Source organism: Flavobacterium sp., assembly GCF_039595935.1.
Classification (GTDB): domain Bacteria; phylum Bacteroidota; class Bacteroidia; order Flavobacteriales; family Flavobacteriaceae; genus Flavobacterium.
The window spans coordinates 913,276-934,939 of sequence record NZ_JBCNKR010000004.1; the positions used below are offsets into that span (position 1 = coordinate 913,276).

Annotated in this window: 14 protein-coding genes; 10 read left to right on the forward strand and 4 right to left on the reverse strand. The window is 33.7% G+C overall.

The genetic code is table 11. The features are described 5' to 3' along the window. Positions 1–56: 56 nt before the first annotated feature. Positions 57–1,445, reverse strand: a complete 1,389-nt coding sequence (gene glmM, locus ABDW27_RS04025; protein WP_343694683.1) for a phosphoglucosamine mutase — start codon at positions 1,443–1,445, stop codon at positions 57–59. Between the two features lie 243 nt (positions 1,446–1,688). Here glmM and ABDW27_RS04030 point away from each other — a divergent pair, with 243 nt between their 5' ends. The 10 genes from ABDW27_RS04030 (at position 1,689) to ABDW27_RS04075 (ending at position 18,642) form a co-directional block, all read left to right on the forward strand. After that, positions 1,689–2,273 carry an acyl carrier protein phosphodiesterase gene (locus ABDW27_RS04030; protein WP_343694684.1) on the forward strand — a complete coding sequence of 195 codons (585 nt, stop codon included), beginning with the start codon at positions 1,689–1,691 and terminating at the stop codon, positions 2,271–2,273. Between the two features lie 31 nt (positions 2,274–2,304). Then, positions 2,305–3,987, forward strand: coding sequence for a gamma-glutamyltransferase (gene ggt, locus ABDW27_RS04035; RefSeq protein ID WP_343694685.1), 1,683 nt, complete (start codon positions 2,305–2,307; stop codon positions 3,985–3,987). Positions 3,988–4,071: 84 nt separating this feature from the next. Continuing rightward, the gene (locus ABDW27_RS04040; RefSeq protein WP_343694686.1) at positions 4,072–5,856 is read left to right on the forward strand and encodes a chloride channel protein; all 1,785 of its coding nucleotides are present in this window, start codon (positions 4,072–4,074) and stop codon (positions 5,854–5,856) included. Between the two features lie 63 nt (positions 5,857–5,919). Then, entirely contained in the window at positions 5,920–6,873 is a 954-nt protein-coding gene (locus ABDW27_RS04045) for a Fic family protein (protein WP_343694687.1), read from the forward strand. Between the two features lie 103 nt (positions 6,874–6,976). After that, positions 6,977–9,808 (forward strand): excinuclease ABC subunit UvrA, encoded by a 2,832-nt coding sequence (uvrA, locus tag ABDW27_RS04050; RefSeq protein WP_343694688.1) that lies wholly within the window; start codon positions 6,977–6,979, stop codon positions 9,806–9,808. A 374-nt stretch (positions 9,809–10,182) separates the two neighbouring features. Continuing rightward, positions 10,183–10,542, forward strand: a complete 360-nt coding sequence (locus tag ABDW27_RS04055) for a cupin domain-containing protein (protein WP_073417913.1) — start codon at positions 10,183–10,185, stop codon at positions 10,540–10,542. Positions 10,543–10,726: 184 nt separating this feature from the next. Further along, positions 10,727–11,455 (forward strand): TIGR00730 family Rossman fold protein, encoded by a 729-nt coding sequence (locus tag ABDW27_RS04060; protein ID WP_343694689.1) that lies wholly within the window; start codon positions 10,727–10,729, stop codon positions 11,453–11,455. 303 nt (positions 11,456–11,758) lie between these two features. Continuing rightward, positions 11,759–14,506: an aminopeptidase gene (locus tag ABDW27_RS04065; RefSeq protein WP_343695272.1), complete on the forward strand. Its 2,748-nt coding sequence runs from the start codon at positions 11,759–11,761 to the stop codon at positions 14,504–14,506. 189 nt (positions 14,507–14,695) lie between these two features. After that, positions 14,696–17,107, forward strand: a complete 2,412-nt coding sequence (locus ABDW27_RS04070) for a thiamine pyrophosphate-dependent enzyme (RefSeq protein ID WP_343694690.1) — start codon at positions 14,696–14,698, stop codon at positions 17,105–17,107. A 185-nt stretch (positions 17,108–17,292) separates the two neighbouring features. Continuing rightward, complete coding sequence (locus ABDW27_RS04075; RefSeq protein ID WP_343694691.1) at positions 17,293–18,642, forward strand: hypothetical protein; 1,350 nt, start codon at positions 17,293–17,295, stop codon at positions 18,640–18,642. 72 nt (positions 18,643–18,714) lie between these two features. On the opposite strand, the gene kdsB is transcribed toward ABDW27_RS04075, so the two are convergent. The 3 genes from kdsB to ygiD all read right to left on the reverse strand — a co-directional run bounded on the left by kdsB (position 18,715) and on the right by ygiD (position 21,578). Further along, positions 18,715–19,449: a 3-deoxy-manno-octulosonate cytidylyltransferase gene (gene kdsB, locus ABDW27_RS04080; protein WP_343694692.1), complete on the reverse strand. Its 735-nt coding sequence runs from the start codon at positions 19,447–19,449 to the stop codon at positions 18,715–18,717. 195 nt (positions 19,450–19,644) lie between these two features. Further along, positions 19,645–20,457, reverse strand: a complete 813-nt coding sequence (locus tag ABDW27_RS04085; RefSeq protein ID WP_343694693.1) for a class I SAM-dependent methyltransferase — start codon at positions 20,455–20,457, stop codon at positions 19,645–19,647. A 290-nt stretch (positions 20,458–20,747) separates the two neighbouring features. After that, positions 20,748–21,578, reverse strand: a complete 831-nt coding sequence (ygiD, locus tag ABDW27_RS04090; protein WP_343694694.1) for a 4,5-DOPA dioxygenase extradiol — start codon at positions 21,576–21,578, stop codon at positions 20,748–20,750. Positions 21,579–21,664 lie beyond the last annotated feature (86 nt).

Genomic DNA, 21,664 nt, shown 5'->3' on the forward strand with positions numbered 1-21,664 from the left:
ATAGAAAAAGCCTTTCAGATAAGAAAGGCTTTTTCTATAGTAAGAATTGCAAAAAATTATATCCCAGCAATAACTTTAATTTCATCAATAATACGAAGTGCTAATTTATCAGCAGCGTCCTGAGAAGGCGCTTCAGTGTAAATACGAATAATGGGTTCTGTATTTGATTTTCTTAAATGAACCCATTCTGTAGCAAAATCAATTTTCACACCGTCAATTGTCGTAATATCTTCATTTTTATATTTCTCAGTCATTTGAGTCAAAATCGCGTCAACATCAATTTGCGGTGTTAATTCAATTTTGTTTTTGCTCATATAATATTCCGGATACGAAGCTCTCAATGCCGAAACTGACGTTTTTTTGTTTGCCAAATGTGTCAGGAACAAAGCAACTCCAACCAAACTATCACGCCCGTAATGCAATTCAGGATAGATAATTCCGCCGTTTCCTTCACCACCAATTACAGCGTTATTTTTCTTCATCAATTCAACCACATTCACCTCGCCTACTGCGCTTGCTTCATAGTTTCCGTTATGTGCATTTGTTACATCACGCAATGCACGTGAAGATGACATGTTAGAAACCGTATTTCCCGGAGTTTTACTTAAAACATAATCAGCAACAGCTACTAATGTATATTCTTCTCCAAACATTTCTCCATCTTCGCTGATAAAAGCCAGACGATCAACATCTGGATCAACAACGATTCCAAAATCAGCTTTTTCTTTTACAACCAATTCAGAAATATCCGTTAAATGTTCTTTTAATGGTTCTGGATTGTGAGGAAAATGTCCGTTTGGTTCGCAGTATAATTCTATCACTTCAACTCCCATTTGTTTAAGAAGCTTAGGAATAATAATTCCTCCTGATGAATTTACACCATCAACAACTACTTTAAATTTAGCTTGTTTTACAGCCTCAGCATCAACCAAAGCCAAATCTAGAACTTCATCAATATGAATATCCATATAAGCATCATTAGGCGTAATTTCACCTAAACTATCAACATCAGAAAAATCAAAAGCCTCAGCTTCGGCAATTTCCAGAATTTTAGCACCATCGGCACCGCTCAAAAATTCACCTTTTTCGTTTAATAATTTAAGAGCATTCCATTGTTTCGGATTATGAGAGGCTGTTAAGATAATCCCACCATCAGCTTTTTCAAGCGGAACAGCAACTTCAACCGTTGGCGTAGTCGAAAGTCCAAGATCAATAACATCAATTCCTAAACCAATTAAAGTATTTACCACAAGGTTATGAATCATTGGTCCCGAAATTCTCGCATCACGGCCAATTACCACTGTCAATTTTTCTTTTGAAGTATTGTTTTTTAGAAAAGTTCCGTATGCCGATGCAAATTTTACAGCATCAACAGGAGTCAGGTTATCTCCCACTTTTCCACCGATAGTTCCTCGTATACCCGAAATCGATTTTATTAAAGTCATCTTTGTGAGTTATGGTTATTTTATTACAAATATAGAAAAGTTACTAAGGTTCTGAGATACTAAGACACTAAGATTTAAAAAAAGTTACTAAGGTTCTAAGTTGCTAAGATTATAATAACAAATAATTAATAACGAAAGTTTATAGTCAAACAATACAACAAAAACGATTTAAAAAAGTTTTTATACATTTACTAAAATAACTTAGCTTCTTAGTATCTAAGAACCTTAGGATCTTGACAAAAAATGAATTTCCTGGCTCACATATACCTTTCCGGCGATAACGACTTAATTAAAATTGGCAATTTTATGGCCGACGGTATTCGCGGAAAACAGTTTGAACATTTTCCAGAAGATGTTCAGAAAGGAATTCTTTTGCATAGATTTATCGATACTTATACCGATTCTCATGATGTTTTCAGGCAAAGTACGAGACGTCTGCATGATAAATACCATCACTATTCGGGTGTAATTATAGATATAGTTTACGATCATTTTTTGGCCAAAAACTGGACCAATTATTCAGATGAAAAACTAGAAGATTTTATTACCCGATTTTACAATTCCTTACATACAAACTATGCTATTTTAACCGAAAAAACCCAGGGCTTAATGCCATATATGATTGAAAGAAACTGGCTCTTAAGTTACAGAACTGTAGAGGGAATCCATCAAATCTTGACTCAGATGGACAGGAGGTCGAAAAATATTTCAAAAATGCAATTTGCCAGCGAAGAATTAAAAGAATTTTATAATGAATTTGAACAGGAATTTACTCTTTTTTTCGAGGATATTCAGTATCAGGCCAAACAAAAATTACTTTCCTTATAAACCTAACCATTTTATAAAATATGTTCTTGTTATGAAAAAAATTTCACTTTTATTTTATTTTATATCCTTTTATAATTTTGCACAAAATACAGCTGCACCAACTGGTTTAACCGCTTCAAAAGCAATGGTCATTTCGGCTCGTGTAGAAGCATCAAAAATTGGTGTCGAAATAATGAAAAAAGGCGGTAATGCATTTGATGCCATGGCCGCAACCGAACTGGCTCTGGCTGTCGCATACCCGTATGCAGGAAATCTTGGCGGCGGCGGATTTATGGTTTACAGAAAAGCAAACGGCGAAGTAGGAAGTTTAGATTACCGCGAAAAAGCACCGCTTGCAGCCTCAAAAAATATGTTTCTTGACAAAGACGGAAATGTAATTCCCGGAAAAAGCACAGAATCTCCTTTGGCCATTGGTGTTCCGGGAACAATTGCTGGAGTTTTTGCCGTTCATAAAAAATTTGGTTCACTGCCAATATCAGAGATTTTAAAACCCGTTATCGCTTTAGCTGAAAAAGGCGTAGTTGTAACTCTAAAGCAACAAAAACAGCTTGAAAATTATCACGAATCAATTGTTAAAGCAAATGGTCCCAATACTTTAATGGCCGGAAGGTTTAAAGAAGGCGACACAATAAAATATCCTGCTCTTGCCAGTACTTTGAAACGAATTTTGAAAAACGGAAGAGACGAATTTTACAAAGGAAAAACAGCTCAGGTTTTGGTTGATTATCTTAAGAAAAAAGGCGGAATTATAACACTTAAAGATTTAGCATCTTACGAGGCAAAATGGAGAAATCCGCTGCAGTTTGAATACAAAGATTTAAAAATTACATCGATGGCGCCGCCAAGCAGCGGCGGTATCTGTCTTGCTCAAATTTTAAAAATGATTTCTCCCTTTTATTTATCAAAAATGGGACATAATTCTGAACAGTCAATTCAGGTAATTGTAGAAGCAGAAAGGAGAGCTTATGCAGACAGAAGCCAGTTTTTAGGCGATCCGGATTTTGTAAAAATTCCAGTAAAAGGGCTTTTATCAGATACTTATTTAAAAGAAAGAATGTCCAATTTTGATTCTGAAAAAGCCACTTTATCATCAGAAATTAAAGAAGGAAATATTACCTATAACGAAAGCACCGAAACAACACATTATTCTATTGTAGATCAATTTGGAAATGCCGTTTCTGCCACCACAACAATAAATGACGGTTTTGGTTCAAAATACTATTGTGATGAATTAGGCTTTTTCTTAAACAACGAAATGGATGATTTTAGTGCAAAACCGGGATCGCCAAATATGTTTGGTTTAGTTGGAAATGAAGCGAATAGTATTGCACCGCAAAAAAGAATGCTGAGTTCTATGACTCCGACTATTGTTGAAAGAAATGGAAAATTATATATGGTTGTAGGTTCTCCGGGCGGATCGACCATTATTACCTCTGTATTACAGACAATCCTGAATGTTTATGAATATAATTTGAGTATGCAGGCCGCAGTAAATGCACCTCGTTTTCATCATCAATGGCTTCCGGATTTAATTACATTCGAACCTAATACTTTCAATTACAGCACTATTGAAAGTTTAAAAACCAAAGGATATTTAATTAACGAAAAAACAACACCCGTAATTGGTAAAGTAGATGCTATTTTAGTTTTACCAGATAATACTCTTGAAGGAGGAGCTGATTTTAGAGGCGATGACAAAGCTGCCGGATTTTAAAATGAAAATTTTTCAATAGAAAAATTTGACAAAATTGAATGTTTAGAGCTAAATTTGCATTCTCCGTAATATTTTTTAAAACTAATGATAAGAAAACTTTTTCGCAGATTAGAAAGCATTATCGCTTTGGGACAATCTATACTTACACCAAAGCAATTTATTTTTTTATCAAGTGTTTTGGTGGGTATTTCCTGTGCATTTGCAGTAATTATTTTAAAAACTTTTGCGCATAGCGTATTTTCTTTTGCAACTTATCTAAACGGAATTTTAAAACTTAGTTTCATTAATAGTATCTTGCCAATTATTGGTATTGTACTGACTGTTTTTGTGGTCAACAAAGTATTAAATGGTTCTATACAAAAAGGAACTTCTCAAATTTTATATGCCGTTGCCAAAAAAGCAAGTATAATTCCGAAAAAGCAAATGTACGCCCAGATTGTTACGAGTTCCTTAACGGTTGGTTTAGGAGGATCGGCAGGTTTAGAAAGCCCTATCGTTATTACCGGTGCTGCTTTTGGCTCTAACTATGCTCAAAATTATAAACTCGCATACAAAGACAGAACTTTATTAATTGGCTGTGGTGTTGCGGCAGGAATTGCTGCAGCTTTTAATGCCCCGATTGCGGGAGTTCTTTTTGCCATAGAAGTTTTATTGGTTGATGTTAGTATTTCGGCATTTACGCCTATTATGATTTCTGCAGCAACCGGAGCTTTGGTTTCGGCAATTGTATTAGACGAGAGCATTCTTCTGTCTTTTAAAAAACAAGAAACATTCGATTATCACAATATTCCGTTTTATGTCATTTTAGGGCTGCTTACGGGATTTATTGCGGTATATTATGCCCGAAATTTTCAAAGAGTTGAACATTATTTCTCAGAATTAAAAATTGGCCCCTATAAAAAAGCCTTAATTGGTTCTTCTCTTTTGGCATTGTTAATTTTCATTTTTCCAACACTTTTTGGTGAAGGTTATGAAAGTATTAAAATATTATCAGAAAGCGATCCCGGACAATTATTAGATAATACTTTATTTGCTGATTTCAGAAACAATAATTGGGTCTTGCTGCTTTTTGTAGGCTGTACAATGATGGTCAAAGTTTTTGCTTCGGGACTTACACTTGGAAGTGGAGGAAACGGAGGAAATTTTGCTCCTTCTCTGTTTCTAGGCTCGTATTTAGGATACTTTTTTTCAAAATTCATTAGTTTAACTGGTTTATCAAAGCTGCCGATCAGCAATTTTACAATGGTAGGAATGGCCGGAATTCTAAGCGGATTATTTCATGCCCCGCTAACCGCAATCTTCCTTATCGCAGAAATTACAGGAGGCTACGGATTAATGATTCCGCTTATGATCGTTTCGTCAATTAGTTTTGCAATTTCAAAACGATTTGAAAAATATTCACTTGATGTAAAAAATCTAGCCAAAAAAGGTCATGCTTTTACGAGTAATAAAGACTCTAATATCTTATCAACTTTAGATATCGATACCATAATACAATGCGATTACTTAACCGTACATCCTGATGAACATTTAAGCAAATTAGTTGATCTTATTTCACATTCTAATCAAGTTGTTTTCCCAGTTGTAAACAATGAAAAAGACCTTGTAGGTATTGTTCATTTTAATGATATTCGGGAAATTATTTTTAATGCATATCGTGTAAAATACACTCTGATTAAAGATGTAATGAAAATTCCGGCTGCCACTATATCAACAAACGACAGCATGGAAATTGTAATGACTAAATTTGAAAGATCTAAATCGGCTTTTCTTCCCGTTTTACGAAATGATAAATACTTCGGGATCATTTCAAAATCTATTGCATTAGAAGCTTACAGAATGAAACTGCGTTCTATGACGATTGAATAGTTTTAATATCGGATAAGTTAAAAATTTGTCGTATCCGATATTAAGATATACCTTTGTGGTCAAATGTGGAATATAGACTTAACATACAGACCCGAATTTCAGTCAACTTTTGACCGATTGTATCAAAAAAGGCAGGAACTGCAAAACAGCAGGCCATTGCCTAATATTGCTTTGAATAAAATTCGGGAAAGCTTATCGCTGGAATGGACCTATAATTCGAATAGTATTGAAGGAAATACAATGACTTTACGTGAAACCCAAATGGTTATTCAGGAAGGAATTACCATTAAAGGAAAATCACTTAGGGAACATTTTGAGACTCACAATCACGATAAAGCCATTGATTATTTATACTCTATTGTTAATGATAATTATGTACTTAGAAGCATTGACATACTCTCACTTCATAGTTTAGTCTTACGTTCTATTGAAGAATATTTTGCAGGACGAATCAGAAATGGCGGTGTTCGTATTTCAGGAGCCAATTTTATGCCTCCAAACGCAAATAAAGTTTCTGATCTGCTTGATGAATTAATTGAGTTTGTTAATACAAACCCATTAAATCTAAACGATATAGAGCTCGCTACAATTTTCCATCATAAATTAGTGTGGATTCATCCTTTTTTTGATGGAAATGGAAGAACAGTGCGTTTGAGTATGAATCTATTATTAATGCGTTGTGGTTTTCCTCCTGCCATCATTCTAAAAAATGACAGAAAGAAATATTACGAAGCACTAAATCAGGCAAATAATGGCAATTATCAAAAACTAACACTTTTGATGTGTCAGGCTTTAGAACGCACGCTTAATATTTATCTAAATGCAATGCCCGGAAGCACTTATGATTATCAGCCAATATCTGATATTGTGAGCGAGCCGGAAACTCCTTATGGACAGGAATATGTTAGTTTACTGGCCCGAACAGGAAAAATAGACGCTTACAAAGAAGGCCGAAACTGGTATACAACCAAAGAAGCTATTGAAGAATATATGGCCACCAGAAAAAGAAAACGCTAGTTATAAACTAGCGTTAATTTGTTATTAATTGTAACATAAACTTTTGCATTTGAGTACAAAAAGAACAAATCAAAGTGGTAACTTTGCGTTTTGCTCAAAATTTATGCTAGATAAAGACAATACTATTGAAGTTCTTGGCGCAAGAGTTCATAATCTAAAAAATATCGATATTTCAATTCCGCGTGAAAAACTGGTTGTTATAACTGGTCTTTCAGGATCGGGAAAATCATCTTTGGCTTTCGATACCATTTATGCCGAAGGTCAGCGTCGTTATGTCGAAACTTTTTCTGCTTATGCCAGACAGTTCCTTGGCGGGTTAGAACGTCCTGATGTTGATAAAATTGACGGGCTTTCGCCGGTTATTGCAATTGAACAAAAAACAACCAGTAAAAGTCCGCGCTCAACAGTAGGAACAATTACCGAAATTTACGATTTCCTGAGACTTCTTTACGCTCGTGGTGCTGACGCATATAGTTATAACACTGGTGAAAAAATGGTTTCGTATTCTGATGAACAAATTAAAGATTTGATTATTCAAGATTATAAAGGAAAACGAATCAACATTCTGGCACCGGTTATTAAAGCCAGAAAAGGACATTATGCCGAATTATTCCAGCAAATCACCAAACAAGGATTTCTTAAAGTTCGTGTAAACGGCGAAGTTCAGGATTTGGTTTCAGGAATGAAACTTGATCGTTATAAAACACACGATATCGAAATTGTGGTTGATAGAATGGTTATTGAAGATAATCCTGACACTCAAAAACGATTATCAGAAAGTATTAATACAGCCATGCATCATGGTGAAAATGTATTAATGATTTTAGATCAGGATTCTAATGAAGTTCGTTATTTCAGCCGAAATTTAATGTGTCCTTCAACCGGAATTTCCTATCAAAATCCAGAACCAAATTTATTTTCTTTTAACTCTCCAAAAGGGGCCTGCCCGCATTGTAACGGATTGGGAACTGTACATGAAATCAATGTAAAAAAGATTATTCCGAACCCAAAACTATCAATCAAAAGTGGTGGACTTGCACCTTTGGGCGAATATAAATCTTCATGGATTTTCAAACAGTTAGAAACCATTGGAGAAAAATTCGGATTTAAAATTACCGACCCTATAGAGAAAATTCCAGAAGAAGCCATGCAAATGATTTTGTATGGTGGAAAAGACAAATTTGCCATAAATTCAAAAGATCTTGGTGTAACAAGAGAATATAAAATTGATTTTGAAGGAATTTCAAACTTCATCAAAAATCAATATGACGAAAGCGCCACAACCAGTATAAAACGCTGGGCAAAAGATTTTATGGACGAAATCAACTGTCCGGTTTGCGAAGGTTCACGTCTTAAAAAAGAAGCTTTATTTTTTAGAGTAAATGAAAAAAATATCACCGAATTGTGTGATATGGATATTTCAGATTTAACGGCTTGGTTTCATGATTTAAATAATCATTTAACAGACAAACAGTTGTTAATTGCATCAGAAGTAGTAAAAGAAATCAAAGATCGTTTGAATTTCCTGATGAATGTTGGTTTGAATTATCTGGCTTTAAGCCGAAGTTCAAAATCACTTTCGGGCGGTGAAGCGCAGCGTATTCGACTAGCAACACAGATTGGTTCGCAATTAGTTGGCGTTTTGTATATTCTGGATGAGCCAAGTATTGGTTTACATCAAAGAGACAATGAAAAACTGATTCATTCTCTGGAACAATTACGTGATATCGGAAACTCGGTTATTGTCGTAGAACACGACAAAGACATGATCGAAACTGCTGATTATGTGATTGACATTGGACCAAAAGCTGGAAAATACGGAGGAGAAATAATAAGTATCGGAACCCCAAAAGAAACTTTGGCATCTGATACTATCACTGCTCAATATCTGAACGGTAAAATGAAATTAGAAATTCCGAAGAAACGTCGTAAAGGAAACGGGAAATTTCTAAAACTTACCGGAGCAACCGGAAACAACCTGAAAAATGTTTCAATCGAAATGCCTTTAGGACAGTTAATTTGCGTTACAGGGGTTTCCGGAAGTGGAAAATCTACCTTAATCAATGAGACGCTCTACCCTATCCTAAATGCTCATTATTTTAACGGAGTAAAGAAACCACAACCATACAAAAAAATTGAAGGTTTAGAACATATCGACAAAGTTATCGATATTGATCAAAGCCCAATTGGAAGAACGCCGCGTTCAAATCCGGCAACTTACACGGAGGTTTTCAGCGAAATAAGAAACTTGTTTACTATGACTTCTGAAAGTATGATTCGTGGTTATAAAGCAGGGCGTTTCAGTTTTAACGTAAAAGGCGGTCGTTGCGAAACCTGCGAAGGTTCTGGTGTAAGAACAATCGAAATGAACTTTTTACCAGATGTTTATGTAGAATGTGAAACTTGTCAGGGAAAACGTTTCAATAGAGAAACTTTGGAAATTCGTTATAAAGGAAAATCAATTTCGGATGTTTTGGATATGACAGTTGACGAAGCTGTTCCTTTCTTTGAAAATATTCCGAAGATTTACAGAAAAGTAAAAACAATTCAGGATGTTGGTTTAGGTTATATCACACTAGGTCAACAAAGTACCACACTTTCTGGTGGTGAAGCACAGCGTATCAAACTGGCTGGAGAATTATCTAAAAAAGATACTGGAAATACGTTTTATATTTTGGATGAACCTACAACCGGATTACATTTTGAGGACATTCGCGTTTTGATGGACGTTATTAATAAACTGGTTGATAAAGGAAATACAATTCTGGTTATCGAACATAATATGGATGTTATTAAACTTGCCGATTACATTATCGATATTGGTCCTGAAGGTGGAAAAGGCGGCGGACAATTAGTCGCAAAAGGAACTCCGGAAGAAGTAGCTCAGAATAAAAAGAGTTATACAGCTAAGTTTTTGAAAAAGGAATTGGAATAAAAATATATCTCCATTTAATGATGATAAATATGATGGATTAAAATCCATCCCTACAATATGTTCCGTTCCTTCGGAACTCTATTGTTACGCGCATTCATATTCTCAACGGATTAAAATCCGTTGCTACCGATATTTCGTTCCTACGGAACTTTTGTCCAACAATTGATTTATAAAAGCCATTGATTCACTTTATATTTTAACGACGAATTTTAATCTATTGATTATTAATCTTCAAGCAAAATAATTAAGAAAGAAATGTTACATTTCAATTAATAAATCTACATTTTTATAACAATTCTTAAAAAAAGCACTAATTTAGTACGCCCTTTTTGTCAACGCTTTTTCATTTTGACAAAAAGATTAAGATATAATCGATGAATCTAAAAGACAAATTCAATAATGTAGACCAATATTTTTCGCCTAAAATAATTGATACCGTAAACGATCAATATATTAAAGTGGCTAAAATAAAAGGCCAGGAAGTTCCGTGGCATAATCATGAAAATGAAGATGAATTATTTTACATTGTCGACGGTGAACTTTTAATGGAAATTGAAAATGAACCATCTTTTACAATGAAAAAAGGAGATTTGTTTGTTGTAAAAAAAGGCGTAAATCACCGAGTTTCATCGGAAGAAGAATGTTTGATAATGTTGATAGAATCTAAAACTACAGAACATACCGGAAAAGTTAAAAGTAACATTACCAAATCAATTGAAGAGCAAACGTATTAATAAAAATTTCTTCGAATAAATCAATTGTTTAATTGAAACCAACTGCCCTAGCCCTGATGGGAGCGGCATCCTTTTGTGCCGGGGTTCGGCACAAAAGATATAGTGAACAGCAGGATTAAGCTCCTTCGCATCACTATTATTAAAATGACAGCTTAATAAAATATAAATAATTAAAATACCTAAAATGAGATTAGAAGATTTTGATAATGATGAGGATAAAGTAATCCAGGACAGTTTAAAACAAAAAACCTGGAATGAAATTAGAACAAATGACAGCTGGGCGATTTTTAAAATCATGTCCGAATTTGTAAACGGATATGAAAGTATGGGACGTATTGGTCCGTGTGTATCTATTTTTGGATCGGCGAGAACAAAACCAGATGACAAATATTATTTACTGGCAGAAAAAATTGCTTTTAAAATTAGTAAAGCCGGCTATGGCGTAATTACGGGAGGAGGCCCGGGAATTATGGAAGCCGGAAATAAAGGGGCGCATTTAGGCGGCGGAACTTCGGTTGGTTTGAATATCGAACTGCCTTTTGAACAGCACTTTAACCCTTATATCGATCACGATAAAAACCTGAATTTCGATTATTTCTTTGTGAGAAAAGTTATGTTCGTAAAATATTCACAAGGTTTTGTGGTTATGCCTGGAGGTTTTGGAACTCTTGATGAGATGTTTGAAGCGATTACTCTGATTCAGACTAAAAAAATTGGAAAATTCCCGATTATTTTGGTTGGTGTTGAATTTTGGTCTGGGTTAATTGACTGGGTGAAAACAGTTTTAGTTGAAAAAATGAAAACGGTAAGTCCGGAAGACTTGAATTTATTTAAAATCGTAGATACTGAAGACGAAGTTGTTGATGATCTGGATAAATTCTACAAGAAATACGATTTAAGTCCGAATTTCTAAAATAAAGTTTTAAATCACAGTAAGTTAAATAAATTCTGCAAGATTAAGTATTCTTAAAAAAATCTACACTTATTTTACTTATAAGGTTAAATTTACATCTTTAGTAATATAAAAATTAAAAGCTGTTTTAAAAAACAGCTTTTTTTATGTTATTTTTACATTAAACCGAAACAACTTTATATACGTAATTATAAGATACATTCATAACATTTAAGCCCATTCTTGAAATCATTATATAAAATTATAATCCTAACTTTTGTTTTATTAAGTTCAGTAAAACAGTACGCACAACATCAGTCTAAGATGGAAGTGGCGGTTAATCTTGAACTTAAAACGCTAAACGTAAAACAGGATATTACGTATTACAATACTTCAAACGATACTTTGGTTTCGATCGTTTTGAATGATTGGAACAATGCTTTTTCTGACAAAAACACCCCTTTAGCAAGACGTTTTTCGGATGAATTTTATCGTGGTTTTCATTTGGCTAAAGCTGCAGAAAGAGGAAATACAACTATTTTAAGTCTGGCCGATTCAAACTTTATGGCACTTGAATGGGAAAGAACGGATAAAAATCCTGATTTTATTGTTGTGAGGCTGAATCAAAAACTTCGTCCGGGCGAAAAAATTGATCTGCACATTTCTTATATTTCAAAAATTCCGAGTGATAAATTCACACATTACGGCTTTAATGAAAACGGAATGATTTTAAAAAACTGGTTTTTAACTCCTGCTCGTTTTGAAAATCATCGTTTTGAAAAATACAACAATTTTAATCTGGATGATATTGCAAATGCTACGTCTGATTTTGAAGTTGAGATAAAAATTCCAAATAATTATGCTATTTCAACTGATTTAGATTCAGTTTCAAAAGATATTTCAAACTCAGATTACAGCTCTTATTTCTTTTCAGGAAATAACCGAATCGATTTTAATCTTATCATAGAAAAGCAAAAAAACTTTAAAAGTTATGATAACGGAATCGTTGAAGTTTTATCTGATTTAAAAAACAAGAAAATTTCTGAAGTTCAAAAAGCAATCATAATCGATCGTGTTGCGATGTTTGCTAATAATTTTATAGGTTCATATCCGCATAAAAAAATTACGGTTTCGCAGGCTGATTATGAGCGAAATCCGTTTTACGGCCTCAATCAGCTTCCATCTTTTATCAGTCCGTTTTCTGATGAATTTATGTTTGAGGTTACTTTTTTTAAAACCTATCTAAACAATTATCTAAAGAATACTCTTCGCCTTGATCCTCGAAAAGACAACTGGGTTTACGATGGAATTCAGATTTATGCCATGATGAAATACATGGAAGAAAACCATCTGGATGAAAAAATGCTGGGAAGACTTTCGAAAATGAAACTCTTTAAAAGTTATAATATTACCAACCTGACTTTCAACGAACAATACAGCTATTATTATATGTTAATGGCTCGTAAAAATCTGGACCAGCCCCTGGGCGATCCAAAAAATACTTTGATAAAGTTTAACGAGCAAATTGCCAGTAAATATCGCGCGGGTTTAAGTTTAAGTTATTTAGATGATTATTTGAATCATAATATTGTTCCTGAAAGTGTAAAGCAATTTTATAATTTAAACAAATCACAGCAGACTAACCGTTATGATTTTGAAAAGATTCTAACTGAAAACAGTCCAAAAAATATTGATTGGTTCTTTAAAACCATAATCGATTCAAGGGAAATTATTGATTATAAATTTACACATGTTTCGAGAACCGCAGACAGCGTTCAGTTTTCTATTAAAAATAAAACTAACATTTATGCTCCGATTCCTGTTTACGGAATTAAGAAAAATGAAGTCGTTTTTAAGGAATGGATTGAACCAAAAAATCCAGATTCTGTTTATCATTTTGACCGAAAAAATGCTGATAAATTAGTTATAAACTACGACAATGAGGTTCCTGAGTTTAATCAGAGAAACAACTGGAAATCTTTGAAAAGCCTTGTTATTACAAACCGTCCGATAAAGTTTAATTTTGCTAAAGATTTAGAAGATCCGTATTACAATCAAATATTATACATTCCAACGCTTACGTATAATTATTATGACGGAATAACTCCGGGAATTCGTTTTCATAATAAAACCATATTAGACAAACCTTTTACCTTTGATATAAATCCGGCGTATTCTATAAAAGCGGGAACAATTTCTGGTTCATCAGCTTTTTCTTTGAACCAGTTTTACAGAAACAGCACATTATACAATGTTCGATATTCAATAAGTCAAAACTATTTTCATTATGCACCGGATGCTACTTATTTGAGATTGAATCCGATGGTTCAGCTTAGAATTCGTGAAGAAAATTTTAGGGATAATAGAAAACAGCTTATTTTGTTTCGACAAGTAATTGTAAATCGTGAAGCGAGTACTTTTATTACCGACAATTCAAAACCAAATTATTCTGTTTTTGATGCGCGTTATGTAAACACAAAAACTGAACTGGTTAACCATTTTAATTTTATGACTGATCTTCAGTTTTCTGGCGGTTTTGGAAAGGCTTCTGCCGAAGTCGAATACCGCCGATTATTTGAAAACAATCGTAAATTAAATCTGAGATTATTTGCCGGAAGTTTTATATACAATACAACAAATTCAGATTATTTTAGTTTTGGTTTAGACAAGCCAACTGATTATTTATTTGATTATAATATTTTGGGACGATCTGAAACTACGGGTCTTTTCAGCCAGCAGTTTGTAAATTCCGAAGGCGGTTTTAAGTCAAAACTGGATCCTTCTTTTGCAAATCAATGGATGACAACTTTAAATGGAAGTTATGCCTTGTGGGATTGGGTTGAAGTGTATGGAGACGTTGGTTTTTTGAAAAATAAACATCAAAGTATTTATTTTGGTTATGACAGTGGAGTACGATTAAATCTGGTTCCTGACTATTTTGAACTGTATTTTCCTATATATTCTAACAACGGGTGGGAAATTTCTCAACCAAAATACAGTGAAAAGATACGATTTGTTATCACTTTAGCACCAAAAGCATTAGTTACTCTTTTTACCCGAAAATGGTTTTAATTAAATAAATTTTAATCAAAAACATAAATTATTATCACAAAAAAGACAAAAACAATAAAAATACAATAAAAAAAATACGTAGTTTTTTGATTTTAAATACAAATAATTAAATTATATTTATTTTAAAGAATTATGATTATTGATTGTTTTTAAGTAATTTCGCTGCATCAACATGACCCTTACAAGATTATGATAACAGAAAAAAGCAATACAACTTTAACCTTTGAAGATTTCAGAACGGAAGTATTGAATGATTACAGAATTGCTGTAACCAGCAGGGAATGTAGTTTATTAGGTCGTAAAGAAGTATTAACCGGAAAGGCTAAATTTGGAATTTTTGGTGACGGAAAAGAAGTGCCACAGCTTGCCATGGCGAAAGCTTTTAAAAATGGAGATTTCCGTTCTGGTTACTATCGCGATCAGACTTTTATGATGGCGATTGGTGAATTGAATGCAAAACAATTTTTTGCAGGATTGTATGGCCATACTGACTTAGATTATGATCCAATGTCTGCCGGAAGACAAATGGGCGGACACTTTGTAACGCACAGTTTAAACGAAGACGGATCATGGAAAGATCTTACTAAACAAAAAAATTCGAGTTCAGATATATCTCCTACTGCGGGACAAATGCCAAGATTATTGGGATTGGCTCAGGCTTCTAAAATTTACAGAAACGTTAACGGAATTACCATTAAAGATAAATTTTCTGTAAACGGAGACGAAGTGGCATGGGGAACTATTGGAAATGCAAGTACTTCTGAAGGTTTGTTTTTTGAAACCATAAATGCTGCGGGAGTTTTACAAGTTCCGATGGTAATGAGTGTTTGGGATGATGAATACGGAATTTCGGTTCATGCTAAACACCAAACGACTAAAGAAAATATTTCTGAAATTTTAAAAGGATATCAACGCGATGAAGATTCTAAAGGTTATGAAATCTTTAGAGTAAAAGGCTGGGATTATGCTGAGTTAGTTTCGACTTACGAAAGAGCGGGCGCTATTGCACGCGAAGAACATATTCCGGTTTTAATTCACGTAAATGAATTAACACAACCGCAAGGTCATTCTACTTCTGGTTCACACGAACGTTACAAAAGTGCAGAAAGACTGGCTTGGGAAAGAGATTTTGACTGTATCCGCCAAATGCGTTTATGGATGATTGCGATTAATATTGCTTCTCCTGAAGAATTAGCAGAACTTGATTTTGAATTGAAAAAAGAAGTTCTTGAAGCTAAAAAAGATGCGTGGAATGATTTTATAAATCCAATAATTGAGGATCAAAAAAATCTTTTAGAATTACTGGAAAAAATTGCAGAAGCAAGCATTAATCATAAAGAAAGAATCAAAAAATATATTTCTGAATTAAGTGCTATAAAAGCACCTTTAAAGAAAGAAATTCTGGTTTATGCAAGAAAAATTCTTCGTTTTATAGAAGTTCCAAACAGTAAAGTTCTTTTATCAAACTGGATTACGAATTATATTGAAGTTACTCAGGAAAAATTCAGCAGTAACCTTCATTCAGATTCTCCTCAAAATGTATTCTCAGTAGAAAAAGTACTTCCTGTATATGCAGAAGATGCAAAACCGGATTTAGACGGAAGAATGATTCTTCGTGATAATTTCGACGCTTTGTTCAGCAAATATCCTGAAACTTTGATTTTTGGAGAAGATGTTGGAAACATCGGAGACGTAAATCAAGGTCTTGAAGGTATGCAGGAAAAATACGGAGAACTTCGTGTTGCCGATGTGGGAATTCGTGAAGCTACGATTATTGGTCAGGGAATTGGTATGGCATTGAGAGGTTTACGCCCTATTGCTGAAATTCAATATCTTGATTACTTATTGTATGCTATTCAAATCATGAGTGATGATTTGGCTACTTTACAATACAGAACTGTTGGAAAACAAAAAGCACCATTAATTATCAGAACCCGCGGGCACCGTTTAGAAGGTATCTGGCACTCTGGTTCTCCAATGGGAATGATTATAAATGCTATTCGCGGAATCCACGTTTTGGTTCCGAGAGATATGACGCAGGCTGCCGGATTCTATAACACCTTATTAGAATGCGACGAACCTGCCTTAGTAATTGAATGCTTGAACGGTTACCGTTTAAAAGAAAAAACGCCTTTAAACTTTGGTGAATTTAAAACGCCAATTGGTGTTGTTGAAACTTTAAAAGAAGGAACTGATATTACTTTAGTTTCTTACGGATCGACTTTAAGACTGGTTCAGCAGGCTGCTAATGAATTATTAGATTTAGGAATTGACTGTGAAGTTATTGATATTCAGTCTTTACTTCCTTTCGATGTGAATAAAGACATTGTAAAAAGTATTGCTAAAACAAACCGTTTGTTAGTAATTGATGAGGATGTTCCGGGCGGAGCTTCTGCGTTTATTTTACAGCAGATTCTGGAAGAGCAGGATGCTTACAAATATCTTGACAGCAAACCGCAGACTCTTGCTGCAAAAGCCCACAGACCTGCATACGGAACTGATGGTGATTATTTCTCTAAACCTTCTGCCGAAGATATTTTCGAGAAAGTTTACAGCATGATGAATGAAGTTAATCCTTCTAAATTCCCAGCTTTGTACTAAGAATTTAGAATATTTCAAATAAATAAAAAGCTCCAAATTAATTTTGGGGCTTTTTTTATACCTTAAAATCAATGCAAATTGGTTAATAATAACCATCAAAAAGCAATGGTATTTTAACAAGATAAAGTAGAATAAATATTATTTTAGTCGCACCTAATTAAACCAAAAACAATCTATTCTACATTATGAAAACAAGTAAAATACTCCTTATTCTACTTTTATTAGCATTAAATATTCAAAAAGGAAAAGCACAAACATCCGAAATTGTTGATACTGAAGAACGATTAAGAGGAACATACGATGCTGTTGAACCTATCCAATCGTATAGAAATAAAGAAAAAGATTCTAACTATTATTTACTTCTTGCTAAACGCTATTTAGAAACTACCAAAAATCCTTATAAGTATAAAAATGCATTAATAAATCTTCGTAATTCTTTACTATTGGACAAGAACAACAGTGAAGCTTTTCAACTTCAGTCTGCAGTTAATTATGAATGTGCAATAGAATCCTTAAACCGCGGAGAAACAGAACTAAAAAATAGAGACTGGTCTGAAGGTTATTATTTTTATTATGCATTAGAACATTTCTCAAATGCATACCTCAATGGATATAAAAAAGAGGAAGTGATCGCCTATACAGAAAAAATTAATGAGATCGGCAAAAATTCAAAAGAGAAATACAAAGAATTTAATAAATCTAATTTATACAAAATCTCTACTGCTTATCAGGAAAAAAATACTTTTAGCTACGACAGCATAGCAAGGGTTTACAAGGAAAAAAAAGCTGATCCGAATACTGATAAAAATGAACTTCTGAATATTCTGAAAAAACGAGAAGAATATGCTGAATATTATTTTTATAACAATAAAGTTGAGTATGGCATTCTCAAAAAAACAAAAATAGATGAAGCAAAATTAAGAATAGAAATGGGCGATACCGAAAATGCCTGTTCGTTATTGTATCATACAGATCTTCTTTATTTTCATGAAAACAATTATGGCGGAAATGCCTGCAAAATATGGTATCAGAAATATTCTAAAGCAGAAGAAATTAAATTTGCTCAGGCAAGAAAAGAAGCAACAAAGAAATGGTATACAGAGCATCCGAATATTATAAAACTGCGTTCTCTTATAGGGCAAAATGATGAAGTTGTAAAAAGCTATCTTGGAGTTCCAATTGCTCAAAACTTCAAAATGAATGTTGGTCAAGGTTATAATGTACAACAATATTCGGCAAGCAGATACAAAACCAAAAACGGTACTTATGAAATAGCTTTCAAAAACAGTGAAGTTACCCGTATTCAGTTTTTCCCGATAATTTTAATCAAATTTGATACGATGGCTTTTAGCCGCAACGAATCTCGTTTTGATGCAGAAGTAACAAACAGACCAGTTTCTTGTTTTGCATCATTCAATGATGGTTTTTCTGGAAAAACAAAGATATTTTCTGTTGATTACACTTGCGAAAACTTTATTGCCAGCACGCAGTATTATGGTGCAAATGGCAAAGTTACTTCGGTTGTAGTCTATTAGTTTTATTTCTTTTGATAAAAAAAGCTCCAACATTTTGGAGCTTTTTTTATGATTTTATACAATCTTATTTAATTAAATATCCCTCAGCATCGCTCTCGCTTTTTCTAAATCTTCTGCCGTATCAATGCCAATTCCAACATGAGTTGTTTCGACCATTTTAATACGTTTTCCGAACTCTAAATAACGTAATTGTTCGAGTTTCTCAGAAGCTTCTAAAGATTTCATCGGAAGGCTGTAAAAGTCTAATAAAGCCTGTTTTCTGAAAGCATAAATTCCAATGTGCTGAAAATAACGAACTCCTACATTTTGCTCTCTTGGATACGGAATTACCGAACGGGAAAAATACAAAGCAAACTGCGATTGATCTACCACCACTTTTACATTATTCGGATTATTGATTTCGTCTTCATTTGTAATTTCACGCATTAACGAAGCCAAATCAATCTTTTTATCGGGATCGTTTTTAAAAACAGATAAAACCTGAGCTAAAGGTTCTGCTTCAGTAAAAGGTTCATCACCCTGAACATTCACAACAATATCAACATCAAGATCTGCGATAGCTTCTGCAATTCGGTCGCTTCCTGATTCATGCTCTTTAATGCTCATTATCGCTTTTCCGCCATTCGAAACAATTTCATCAAAAATCAAATCCGAATCAGTCACAACAAAAACATCGTCGAATAATTTTGTAGAAACCGCAGCTTCATACGTTCTTAAAATTACTGTTTTGCCTCCCAGATCCTGCATTAGTTTTGCAGGAAAACGTGTTGAAGCATATCGTGCCGGAATTACCGCTATTATTTTCATTTTTATATTTTACTGAGTTTAAAAAACTCAAAATTTAGTAATTTAATTTTCACTGTTTTTAAGTGTTTGCAAATATGCAAAAATTACTTTTAAATTTTCTGTTTTTCTATTTCTGTAAAGGACGGAAATCGTATTCAGGAATTTTCTATTTACCATCAATTACCAACTTTCTTGTCTTATTATTAAGATAAAAAATTAAACCAAAACTGTAACACGAAGGTAAGTTGCGGGAATTAATGTAGAATTTGCGTCATTACTTTTGTTTTGACTATTAACTAACTCTTCAAGTTTAGCATACAAATCCGAAGTTTTCCCATTTTGTTCAGCAGCTTCAAAAGCATTCATAGTTGGACCATAGTATGTTTTTAATCGATTTAGCCACTCTGAAGCAGGGAATGCTGCTTTAAATGTAAAGGTATCTCTCTCAAAAGAAATCTTTTCTTTAGGAACACCCGCATTTGTGAATCTTTCGATTACGTTATCCTCAATACCCCAAAGCATCGGGCTTACAAAACCCTCAGGAGGCGGTGGTGTAAATTCAGCACTAATCTTCAAGATTTGTGCAATCAATGTTGGATCTCCCGGTATCCAATTACCCATAATAATTTTACCTCCAGGCTTAGTGACACGAACCATTTCTTTAGCTACATCAAAAGGTTTTGGAGCAAACATTGCTCCAAAAATACTCATCGTAACATCGTAAGATTGATCTTTTAGCTCATTTAAATCGGTTGCGTCACCTTCTTGAAATACAATATTATCCAATCCTTCCTTTTTTGCCCGAAGATTACCCGCTTCAACTAAATTTCTTGCTATATCAACACCTAAAACATTGGCTCCTAATTTTGCTGAAGGTATTGCGGTAGTACCATCGCCACAGCCTAGATCTAAAACGTTATTATTTTCTTTAATTCCAATTTTAGCAACCAATTCCGCACCACTTTCTCTCATAGATTCTGCAACGCGCGTAAAATCGCCTTTTTCCCATAATGCCTTGTTTGGATTCATCTTAGTTTTATCAGTGATTATAGTGCTGATGCCGCACTCTTACTTAATTTGTAAACACCTTCTATCGTTTTTTAAATTATCACCAGTTAATCACAAAAGGCATTTAAAAACTACTTAAAAAGAAGACACAAACAAAATAATCAACTGACAAACAATTACTTATGTAAAAATAAACAAATTTACATGAAACATTTTACTATCTCAATAATTTATTTTTTTAACAAATTGTGCAGATTATAAACTTTTAGACCATTATCACAAAAATGGAAAACGATTGGAAACAAATACTATTATACTATTTTTACAGAAGTCATACTCAATGAACCAGCCAAAAGCTTATCATTAAATAAACTCAATTCTTCTGATTTTTCTTTTAAACCTAAAGTATACAATAAGGGCAGATAATGATCAGGAGTTGGAATTGCAATTTGGACCGCTTTACTCATTTTTTCGTACTCAATTAAAGGCTGAAAATTTCCATCCAATAAATAATTATTTACGGTTTCGCGAGCTTCAATTGCCCAGTCATAACCATAATTATCTTTATCAAAATTTCTGAAATCAACTAAACGTAAATTGTGTACAATATTCCCGCTTCCGATAATCAAAACGCCTTTATGACGCAGTGATTGTAATTTCTGCGCCAGTTCAAAATGATATTGTCCGGATTTAGTATAATCGATACTCAATTGAATTACAGGAACATTTGCCTCTGGATATAAATGTTTTATTACACTCCACGCTCCATGATCTAATCCCCAGTGTTCATCTAATTCGACTTCAACGGGACTCAATACTTTTTTAGTTTCCAAAGCCAGTTCAGGACTTCCTTTTGCTGGATACTGCACATCAAAAAGTGCCTGCGGAAAACCTCCAAAATCATGAATAGTTCTCGGCATTTCCATAAAAGTTACTTTTGTTCCTTTGGTAAACCAATGCGCCGAAACACATAAAATAGCATTTGGCTGCGGAAGTGTTTTGGCCAGGTTTCGAAAACCTTCTACAAATTGATTTTCTTCAATAGCATTCATTGGGCTGCCATGTCCTAAAAACAGAACCGGCATTTTATCTGTATTCGAAAACGTTGATGAAATCGAATGTAAATCGTTTAGTGTTGTCATTTCCTAATAGAATTTATAACACAAATTGCACTAATTTACACAAATTCTAAGTCTAAAATAATTAGTGAAAATCTGTGAAATCCGTG

Excerpts from the sequence above, each read along its gene's own strand:
- ABDW27_RS04030 (WP_343694684.1), top strand. The coding sequence starts at position 1,689 with ATGAATTTCCTGGCTCACATATACCTTTCCGGCGATAACGACTTAATT.
- ggt (WP_343694685.1), top strand. The coding sequence starts at position 2,305 with ATGAAAAAAATTTCACTTTTATTTTATTTTATATCCTTTTATAATTTT.
- glmM (WP_343694683.1), bottom strand. The coding sequence starts at position 1,445 with ATGACTTTAATAAAATCGATTTCGGGTATACGAGGAACTATCGGTGGA.
- ABDW27_RS04085 (WP_343694693.1), bottom strand. The coding sequence starts at position 20,457 with ATGAATCCAAACAAGGCATTATGGGAAAAAGGCGATTTTACGCGCGTT.
- ABDW27_RS04070 (WP_343694690.1), top strand. The coding sequence starts at position 14,696 with ATGATAACAGAAAAAAGCAATACAACTTTAACCTTTGAAGATTTCAGA.
- ABDW27_RS04065 (WP_343695272.1), top strand. The coding sequence starts at position 11,759 with ATGGAAGTGGCGGTTAATCTTGAACTTAAAACGCTAAACGTAAAACAG.
- ABDW27_RS04055 (WP_073417913.1), top strand. The coding sequence starts at position 10,183 with ATGAATCTAAAAGACAAATTCAATAATGTAGACCAATATTTTTCGCCT.
- ABDW27_RS04040 (WP_343694686.1), top strand. The coding sequence starts at position 4,072 with ATGATAAGAAAACTTTTTCGCAGATTAGAAAGCATTATCGCTTTGGGA.
- ABDW27_RS04045 (WP_343694687.1), top strand. The coding sequence starts at position 5,920 with ATGTGGAATATAGACTTAACATACAGACCCGAATTTCAGTCAACTTTT.
- ABDW27_RS04075 (WP_343694691.1), top strand. The coding sequence starts at position 17,293 with ATGAAAACAAGTAAAATACTCCTTATTCTACTTTTATTAGCATTAAAT.
- uvrA (WP_343694688.1), top strand. The coding sequence starts at position 6,977 with ATGCTAGATAAAGACAATACTATTGAAGTTCTTGGCGCAAGAGTTCAT.
- ABDW27_RS04060 (WP_343694689.1), top strand. The coding sequence starts at position 10,727 with ATGAGATTAGAAGATTTTGATAATGATGAGGATAAAGTAATCCAGGAC.
- kdsB (WP_343694692.1), bottom strand. The coding sequence starts at position 19,449 with ATGAAAATAATAGCGGTAATTCCGGCACGATATGCTTCAACACGTTTT.
- ygiD (WP_343694694.1), bottom strand. The coding sequence starts at position 21,578 with ATGACAACACTAAACGATTTACATTCGATTTCATCAACGTTTTCGAAT.